The following is an 8,987-nucleotide window of genomic DNA, read 5'->3' as shown; positions in this document are numbered from 1 at the left end:
GAGGGAGAGCGTCCCGGCGCGGCGGCGGGCCACGGACTCCAGGCCGACGAGCCCCAGCACCTCGTCCACGCGCCGCCCGGGGAGGCCGTTGCTGCGCGCCGCCGCCAGCAGGTGCGCCCGGACGGACCGCCCGGGGTGCACGGCCTTGGCGTCCAGGAGCGCGCCCACCTCCCGCAGCGGATGCCGCAGGTCGGTGTAGGGGCGGCCGTTCACCAGCGCCGTGCCCGCGCTCGGCCGGTCGAGCCCGAGCACCATCCGCATGGTCGTGGACTTCCCGGCGCCGTTGGGGCCGAGGAAGCCGGTGACCTTGCCGGACGCGATGTCCAGCGTGAGGCCGTCGACCGCCGTCCGCTCCCCGAACCGCTTGGTCAGGTCCCGCATCGTGATCATGCCGACCACGCTAGGAACCGGGCCCGCCCCGGCGGATCGGACGATCGGCACCGGCCGCCCCCGACTTTCGTCAGGGCGTCCCGGAACGGCCGTAGGCCTCCCGGGGACGCGGGAGGCCTACGGAAAAACAGGCGGGGCGGGCGCTCGCGGACCGCTCCGCGAGCCGTTCACGAGCCGTGCCGGGAGCCGGACGCCAATTCCGGACGTCAGGTCAGCACCTTGTCGCGCACCCGGAAATCGGGTGTCAGCGGTTGAGGGCGAGCGAGAGCCCGTTCTTGAAGCCGGGCAGGTAGCCGCTGGACTGGCCCAGCGCGGTCGGGTGGTAGGAATTGCCGATCGGAATGGTCACCGAGTTCAGCCAGTTGTCGCCCGAGCAGAGCTCGTGGCTGTTGAAGATCGGCCTGACGTCGGAGAACGTGAAGGACGCGCGGGACGCGGCGGCCGAGATCGTGGAGTCCAGGGCGTCGGCGGCGGAGTTCAGCGCGGTCCGCTTGGTGTTGCTCAGGCCAATGCAGATTCCGCTGTTCTGGTAATAGAGGTGCGGGTATCCGAGGACGACGAATTTCGCGCTCGGGGCCTTCGAGCGCATCGCCGCGTAGAGCGTGTTCAGCTTTCCGGGCAGCGTGTTCTGCGCGTAGGTCTTGGCGTTGTTGACCGCTGTCAGGCAGCTCGAGTCGGAGCTCAGCACGCAGGTCTGCATGACGCTGGCGAACCCGGCGTCGTTGCCGCCGACGGTGATGCTGGCGAGGGTCGTGGTGGAGTTCAGGGCGCCGAGTTGGCCGCTCGTCACGGTGTCGGTCGTCGCGCCCGAGCACGCGACGAAGCTGAAGGACGAGGGGGCGTTGGCGTTGGCCCAGAGCTGCGGGTACGCCTTGGTGCTGCGCGAGCACGACCCGCTGCCGGAGTCGTAGGAGCCGGCGCCGACGCCGGCCGAGTAGGAGTCGCCGAGCGCGACGTAGCGCTCGCCCGCCGCCTCCGCCGTGCCGGCGGCGAGGAGGGTTCCGGCGAGAACGGCGGCGGTCGTCGCGGAGAACGCGAGCAGGCGGGGGACGCGCATGGGGCACTCCTGAAAAGGGGGGTTTGATCCCCTCTCTTATACCTCGCGTCCCTAATTACTGTCCCCGTCAAAAAGTGAGCGCTTTTCGGCGAGATTCGCCATTGACGGGGGCCTCTCTTCGGGCGTCCCCGGAGTGTTCGGCGGAACGCGTCATGACGCGATGGCGCGGCGCGCCGGGGTGGTCACGGGGAGTGCCGATAGCACATGTCCGTAAACGGACCGTGAATTGGGCCTTGTTAGGACATGTCGCATGTGACATTTTACAGCCGTCCGCACAGACCGGCCGGTCTCGTTCCCACTCTCCACTCCCCCCGTTCAGAGGAGAAGCTGGCCATGTCCCCACGCCGATGGGTGACCACCCTCCTGGTCACCGTCGCCCTCGCGGCCGGAGGCGCGGGCGCCCCCGCCCTCGCCGCGCCGCGCGGCACTCCCCCGCCCCCCGCCCGGCACGACCGCGAGGTCTCCGGCGCCACCAGGCTCGTCAAGCCCGACGAGGTGAACGTGAGGAAGGGCGCCAAGCTCCGCGCCCCCGTCACGCCGCCCACCGCCAAGGCCCCGAAGAGGCTGCTCAAGCCGTCCGCCGCCCCGGCGGCCGCCTGCGCGGTCTCCGACTTCACCGGGAACACCGGGACCGCGCTGGTCAACGCCGTCAAGGCGGCGTCGGTCCAGTGCGTCAACTCGCTGTTCACGCTCACCGGGCAGGACCAGTACGGCGCCTTCCGCGAGGCGCAGATGGTCACCATCGCGAACGCGCTGCGCACCAACGCCGCGTCCTACAACGGGACGAACTCGACGAGCACCGAGCAGCTCGTCCTGTTCCTGCGGGCCGGCTACTACGTGCAGTACTACAACCCCGGCACGGTCGGCCAGTACACCAAGACGCTGGCCACGGCCACCGAGGGCGCGCTGGACGCCTTCTACGCCAACCCCGCGTCGAGCACGGTGAGCGACGCCAACGGCGAGATCCTCGGCGAGGCGGTCATCCTGATCGACAGCGCGTCGGAGAACGCCCGCTACCTGTACGTCGTGAAGCGCCTGCTCAACGCCTACAACAGCGCGTACGACGCGTCCTGGGACATGCGGAACGCGGTGAACAACGTGTTCACCGTGCTCTTCCGGGGCCAGTGGGTCGCGGGATACCCGGCGGCCGTACAGGCCGACCCGAGCATCGTGGACACGACCTACAACTTCGTCCGCAACCACATGAACCTGCTCGGCACCGGCTCGGCGTTCCTGGTCTCCAACGCGGGCGGCGAGACCGCACGGTTCGTCCAGTACGCGGGACTGCAGAGCAAGGTGCGGCCGCTCATCAAGAGCCTGCTGGACAGCAGCTCCATCACCGGCACCACGGCGTCGCTGTGGGTGCGGGTCGCGGACGTCGCGAACGCCTATGACGAGGCGAACTGCTCGTCCTACGGCACGTGCGACCTGTCCAACCGGGTCCGGCAGGCGGTGCTCACGCAGAACTACACCTGCAGCGCCAACGTCCTGCACATCGTCGCGCAGGCCCTCACCTCGACCGAGGCGAACGCGGCGTGCACGAGCATGCTCAACCAGAACGCCTACTTCCACAACCTCACGAAGGACGGCGGGAAGCCGGTCGCGAACGACTACAACTCCAACATGGAGGTCGTGGTCTTCCACTCACCGGAGGACTACCAGACCTACGCCGGCGTCATCTTCGGAATCGACACCAACAACGGCGGCATGTACCTGGAGGGCGACCCGTCGTCCACGACGAACACCCCGCGTTTCATCGCCTACCAGCGGACCGACGACAACGGCTTCGCCGCCCGCATCTGGAACCTCAACCACGAGTACACGCACTACCTCGACGGCCGCTACGACCAGTACGGCGACTTCGACGCCTCGACCGTCCGGCCCGACATCTGGTGGGTCGAGGGCGTGGCCGAGTACGTCTCCTACTCGTACCGGAACCTCGCCTACACCGACGCGCTCAACGAGGCCCCGAACCACACCTACTCGCTGAGCACGCTGTTCGACACGACCTATGACAACACCAATGTGAACCGCACCTACCACTGGGGCTACCTGGCCGTCCGGTTCATGTTCGAGAAGCACCCCGCGGACGTCACGAAACTGCTCGGGTACTACCGCGCCGGAAACTACGACGCCGCCTACACCTTCACCAAGTCCCTGAAGTACGACGGCGAGTTCAACACCTGGCTGGACTCCCTCTCCGGCGGCGGCAATCCGCCCGGAGGCGGCACGACCTGCGACGGGACCGACACCCGCACCCTCGGGCAGGACTGCAGCCGCACCGGGGTCTCCGCCACGGCCGGGAACTACGCCTACTTCTACCTCTACGTGCCGGCCGGGACGAGCAGCCTGACCGTCACCACGTCCGGAGGCACCGGGAACGCCGACCTCTACTTCAACCCGAACACCTGGGCCACGACGGGCGCTTACACCGTCCGGTCCACCAACTCGGGCAACTCCGAATCCCTCACCATCACCGGTCTGCGCGGCGGCGGATACAACTACGTCAGCCTCTACGCCACCACCGGCTTCAACAACGTGACCATCTCCAGCCGCTACTGAGAAAGGCCGTAGAAAACGCCCCAACGACGGTGTCGTGGGGGCGTTCCCCATTCGCCTCGTTCAGGCGGCTGATTTGCAGGTCGTGCCGTCGGCGTAGACGCCGGAACGGCTTGAGTAGCGCCACCGGCAGACCTTGTCCCAGCTGGTCGGCTGGGCACCCGGAATGACGCAGTAGTAGGCGTCGCCCTGCTTCATCGCGTTGGCGTACCCCTGGGCCGAGCAGTAGTTGTTCATATCGTTCATGGACACGGTTCCGAGGGTTCTCGGCCCGCTCTTGTGCGGGGGCGTCGCGCCACCGTTCTTCGCCGGAGGGTTGGTTTTGCCGGACGGCCGGGACGGGCCCCCGGCCGGTGGGTTGGCAGGGCGCGACGGAGTTCCCCCCGGGGTCGGTCCGCTGGACGGAGTCTTCTTCCCGTTGGCCGACGGCTTGGGAGTGGAGGCCGGGGTCGTCCCGCCCGCGGTAGGCGACGCACCCCCGGAACCGGGCGCGGGCCCGGACGCGCCGGCGGCCTTGTCGTCTCCGGAGCGCGGACTGCTCCCGGACGTTCCGGCCATGTACGCCGCCCCCGAGGCCAGGAGGACCAGCAGAGCCACGGCAGCCGCCAGCAGGACGCCTCGGCGACGCGAGCGAGAGGACGCCTTCGTGCTCGCGACGCCCCCAGCCGGAAGGCCGGCGGCACGCTCGTCCGCGTCGGCGGCGGTCTCGCGCAAGTCCGCCGCGGTCTCGACCGCGGGCGCGGCGGTCTCGGCCGAGTCCGCGGCGGTCTCGCCCGCGGGCGCGTCTGCGGTGGTCCGGGAGGGGGCGGACGGGTCGTCCGGGAGGGTGGAGGCCACCGCGGTGCGGGACGGCCCGCGAAGGGACTCCAGCACGGCCACGGCCGTGGGACGGACGGCCGGGTCCTTGGCGAAGCAGGCGCGGACGATGTCGCGGAGCGGCGGGTCCAGGTCCGGCAGGTCGGGCTCGTCGTTCAGGATCGCGTGCATGACGCCCGGGATCGAGCCGCCGCTGAAGGCGCGCCGTCCGGTGGCGGCGTAGACGAGGGTGGCGGCCCACGCGAACAGGTCGGCGGCGGGGCCGACCTCGCCGTTCGCGATCTGCTCGGGGGCCATGTAGGCCGGGCTGCCGACCGCCTGGCTCGTGGTGAGCGACTGGCTGAGGTCCAGCGCGCGGGCGATGCCGAAGTCGATCACGACCGGGCCGTCCGGGCCGAGCAGGACGTTGCCGGGCTTGAAGTCGCGGTGCACGACCCCGGCCTCGTGGATCGCGGCGAGCGCGGACGCGGTGTTGACCGCGAGGCGATGCAGCGCGGCGCCGGAGCGCGGGCCGCTGGTCCGGACGGACGCGTGCAGGGACGGCCCGTCCACGAACTCGCTGACGATGTAGGGGCGGTCACCGTCGATGCCGCTGTCCAGCACCGGGGCCGTGCAGAACGGCGCGACCCGCTTGGCGATCTCGACCTCGCCGAGGAACCGGCTGCGCGCGCGCTCGTCGGCGACCAGGTGCGGATGCAGCAGCTTCAGCGCCACCCGGCGCCCGTCCGGGCCGCGCGCGGCGTGGACCGTTCCCTGCCCGCCCGTGCCGAGCCGCCGCTCCAGCCGGTAGGGGCCCACCGCCTCCGTGTCGCCGGGCGGCGGCGCCGTCGTGTCCGGCACTCCGCCTCCAGTCTCCGGAAACCGACCGAGCAGATCGTACCGATACGCGGTACTCCATCCGGCCTTCGGCACGGAAGTCGGGACACGGGGGCGCGCGGGGCGGGCGGCGGGGCCGAGGGCGGGGACGTGGGGCGGGCGGCGGGGCCGAGGGCGGGGACGGTCCCGCCGCCCGCGAGGCCGGGGCCGCCGGAGGAGAGCCGGCGGCCCCGGCGCGCGGTCAGGGCCGCGGCGGGGTTCCGAGCAGGCCGCCCCGGGCGGCGAGCAGGCCCGCCTGGAAGCGGCTGGCGGCGTTGAGCTCGGCCATGATGGTCGCCACGTGCCGGCGGCAGGTGCGGACCGACATGCCGAGCCGGCGGGCGATCGTCTCGTCCTTGTCGCCGTTGGCGAGCATCATCAGGATCGCGCTGCGCAGTTCCTCGGGTTCGCTGTCGCAGGGGCAGCGCCACCCGTGGTCCCAGGTGTAGGCCAGCGTCCACAGCAGCTGGTCCACCACGGGCGCGGCGGTGATCTCGACCGGCGCCGCGCCCGGCGGACCCACCGGCAGCAGGGCGACGGACCGGTCGAGGACGGCGACCGGGGCGGGCAGCCGGTCGACGGTGCGGATCTCTCCGCCGGCCTCGCCGAGCATGCGGGCGTAGCCGAGGAAGGCGGGATCGGTGCGGATGGAGTGCGGGTAGAGGAGCCGGACCCGGACGCCCTCGTCCAGCAGCGCCAGGTCGTGGCGTGCCGAAGCGCCGTCGGGCGGGCCGGTCGGCCGGGCCGCGAACATTTCGACCCGGCATTCGCGCGGAACGCCGGAGCCCGGCGTCCCGGCCTTGGCGCCCGGAGGCGCCTCGGCCACTTCGTGCGATGGGGTTGCCATACCTTCCATATGACACGGATTTCGGTCGCCTGCGCCGCGGACACGCATTTCCCTATACATTGTCCTCCGCCGCGACCGGAGCGTCACCGACCGTATGCACGACAGCGGCGTTTTCTTTTCTTGAATGGTCCGGTGGAGGTTTATCCCCGGCCGGCTCCGAGGTCGTTGATTTTTCGACCATTCCGGCGCGGGCGGCGAGCACGGCGACCAGTCCGACCGCTCCGCACCACAGCCAGACGGGCCGTCCGACGGCGTGCCACAGCTCGACGCCGGCCACCGGCCCGAGCGCCGCGCCGAGCCCGAACATGGCGTGCGCGGAGCCGAGGTAGCGGCCGCGCAGGCCGTCCGGGGCGGCCTTGGCCGGGTAGGCGAACATGGTCGGGCCCCCGACGATCTCGCCGAGCGACCACACCACCGTGGCGAGGACGAGCGCGGCGACGCCGAGCGGCACCCAGTACAGGGCGAGGCCGCCCGCGAGCAGCGCGAGCCCGGCGACGCCGACCGCGCGGGCGGGCCAGTTCTGCGTCTTCTTCGTCAGCGGCAGCTCGCAGGCGATGACGATGAAGCCGTTCAGCGCGACGAGCGAGCCGTACACGACGGTCGGGTGCCCGGCGGCCTTGACCGCGAGCGGCAGCACCGCGAGGTACTGCACGTAGATCAGCGAGTTCAGCAGGAAGGCGAGCAGGAACAGCAGGTAGCGGCCGTCGCCGAGGACGGCCAGGTACCCGCCGGACGGCTCCCGCGCGCTCCCCGGCCGGGCGGTGTCCCCGTCGGCGGTGTCCGAGCCGGCGGCGTCCTCGGCCGCGGACGAGCGTCCGCCGGGCAGCGTCAGGTAGGCGATCACCGCGTAGACCAGGGCCGCGACGGCCTCGCCCCAGAACAGCAGCGAGTAGGACGCGGCGAGCAGCAGCGAGCCGAACAGCGGGGCGGCCGTCGCCCCGACGTTCTGCGCGAGCCGCAGCATCGCGAACACCATGACCTGCCGCTCGTCCGGCACCATCTCGGCGAGCAGGTTCGCCGACGCCGGCCGGTACACCTGGGCGACCGCGCCGAGCAGCGCGAGCGCCACCAGGATCGTCCAGAACTGCGGCGCGTACAGGACGGCCAGGGTGAGCACGGCCGAGCCGGCCATCGAGACGACGATCGTCCAGCGGCTGCCGATCCGGTCGGTGAGGCCGCCGCCGACCAGCAGCCCGAGCACCGTCCCGGCGCCGTACACGCCGAGCCCGATCCCGGCGTCGGTCGTCGAGAAGCCCCGGTGGGTCAGGTACAGGACGAGGAAGACCTGCACGAACGTGCCGAGCCGGTTGACGAGCAGCCCGGCGATGACCGCGCGGACCGGGACCGGCGCCTCCCGCCAGGTCTCCCAGACGCCCGCCGGGCGTCCGGCGTCCGAGCTCACCCCGCCCTCCCCGCGGCGTCACCCGAACCGGCCGGCGCCGGGTCGTCACTCGCGGCGGCGGCGGGGCCGGCGGGCGCGGCGCGGCGCCAGGACGCCATGGGCGTCGGCTCGGACGGCGGGCCGGACATCGCGGGCCCGGCCGGGACGGACTCGGTGCCCGGCGGAGCGGGTTCGAGCGTGGTCGCCTTGGCCGCCGCGTCCAGCGCCGCGCGGCACTCCTCCTCGCTGTCGCCGATGACAAGCGTCGCGGCGTAGCGCGCCCACATGTACCCGTCCTCGGCGCGCTCGACCAGCTCGCCGGGCTGCGCGATGGGGACGACCTTGTCGGTGGCCGGGTGCAGCAGCGACTCGTCCACGTGGAGCGCGCCGAACACCGTGGCGACCTCCGGGTAGGCGAACTCGACCGCGGCGACGCCGGTCCGGGTGCGCTCGACCGCGGGCGTCCGGCCGACCGCGATGGCCGCGGCGGCGAGCCCGGCGTCGATGCCCGTGATGCGTCCGCCCAGGTAGGGGATGAAGTCGCCGCCGAGCCGGCCGTTCAGCTCGACGACCCGGGGGCCCGTCTCGGTCAGGAAGACCTCGGTGTGGGTCATGCCGGTGTGGAAGCCGAGCGCGGCATGCGTGTCCTCCAGCACCCGGATCAGCGCGGGGTCGGCCAGCAGCGGGTCGTCGGCGAACAGCACGTGGCCGACCTCCTCGCAGAACGGCTCGTAGCCCTTCCGCTTGTGCGCCAGGTACAGCGGGACGACCTTCCCGCCGAACACGGCCGAGTCGATGCTGATCTCCTCGCCGCGCAGGCACTCCTCGACCAGCACGCCGTACTCGTACTCCTCGACCTCCGGCAGCGTGGTGCCGCGCACCCGCTCGTAGGCGTCCGCCAGCAGGTCCGGCGACTCCACCACGATCACCGCGACGCTCGCGGCGAGCGCGCGCGGCTTCACCACGACCGGGTAGCCGATCCGGTCGGCCTCCCGCCGGGCCTCCGCCAGCGACGCGACCGCGACCGAGGCGGGCTGCGGGACGCCCGCGGCGGCGAGCGCGGTGCGGGACAGGTGCTTGTC

7 protein-coding genes are annotated in these 8,987 nt (G+C 71.9%); 1 reads left to right on the top strand and 6 read right to left on the bottom strand.

Going from position 1 to position 8,987, the window contains the following annotated elements:
• Both AB0J52_RS17085 and AB0J52_RS17080 read right to left on the bottom strand, forming a co-directional pair.
• Nucleotides 1-390 (bottom strand): ATP-binding cassette domain-containing protein (locus AB0J52_RS17085; RefSeq protein ID WP_500182547.1); only part of this gene is annotated, 390 nt, incomplete at its 3' end.
• A 244-nt stretch (nt 391-634) separates the two neighbouring features.
• Nucleotides 635-1,447, bottom strand: a complete 813-nt coding sequence (locus AB0J52_RS17080; protein WP_500182546.1) for an SGNH/GDSL hydrolase family protein — start codon at nt 1,445-1,447, stop codon at nt 635-637.
• Between the two features lie 333 nt (nt 1,448-1,780).
• Between AB0J52_RS17080 and AB0J52_RS17075 the strand changes: the two genes are divergently transcribed.
• Nucleotides 1,781-4,009 (top strand): M9 family metallopeptidase, encoded by a 2,229-nt coding sequence (locus AB0J52_RS17075; protein ID WP_500182545.1) that lies wholly within the window; start codon nt 1,781-1,783, stop codon nt 4,007-4,009.
• A 60-nt stretch (nt 4,010-4,069) separates the two neighbouring features.
• Here the strand turns inward: AB0J52_RS17075 and AB0J52_RS17070 are convergent, their stop codons facing one another.
• The 4 genes from AB0J52_RS17070 to AB0J52_RS17055 form a co-directional block, all read right to left on the bottom strand.
• Nucleotides 4,070-5,662, bottom strand: coding sequence for a serine/threonine-protein kinase (locus AB0J52_RS17070; protein ID WP_500182544.1), 1,593 nt, complete (start codon nt 5,660-5,662; stop codon nt 4,070-4,072).
• A gap of 217 nt (nt 5,663-5,879) precedes the next feature.
• Complete coding sequence (locus tag AB0J52_RS17065; protein ID WP_500182543.1) at nt 5,880-6,524, bottom strand: helix-turn-helix transcriptional regulator; 645 nt, start codon at nt 6,522-6,524, stop codon at nt 5,880-5,882.
• Nucleotides 6,525-6,576: 52 nt separating this feature from the next.
• Complete coding sequence (locus AB0J52_RS17060) at nt 6,577-7,926, bottom strand: MFS transporter (protein ID WP_500182542.1); 1,350 nt, start codon at nt 7,924-7,926, stop codon at nt 6,577-6,579.
• Nucleotides 7,923-8,987: ATP-grasp domain-containing protein (locus AB0J52_RS17055; protein WP_500182541.1), on the bottom strand; the 1,065-nt coding region annotated here is incomplete at its 5' end. The genes AB0J52_RS17055 and AB0J52_RS17060, both read right to left, overlap by 4 nt.

The sequence above is a fragment of the Spirillospora sp. NPDC049652 genome (assembly GCF_040675125.1).
In the GTDB taxonomy this organism is placed as follows: domain Bacteria; phylum Actinomycetota; class Actinomycetes; order Streptosporangiales; family Streptosporangiaceae; genus Spirillospora.
Note: the sequence above shows the minus strand (reverse complement) of the source record. Positions and strands in the feature narration are given on the sequence as shown.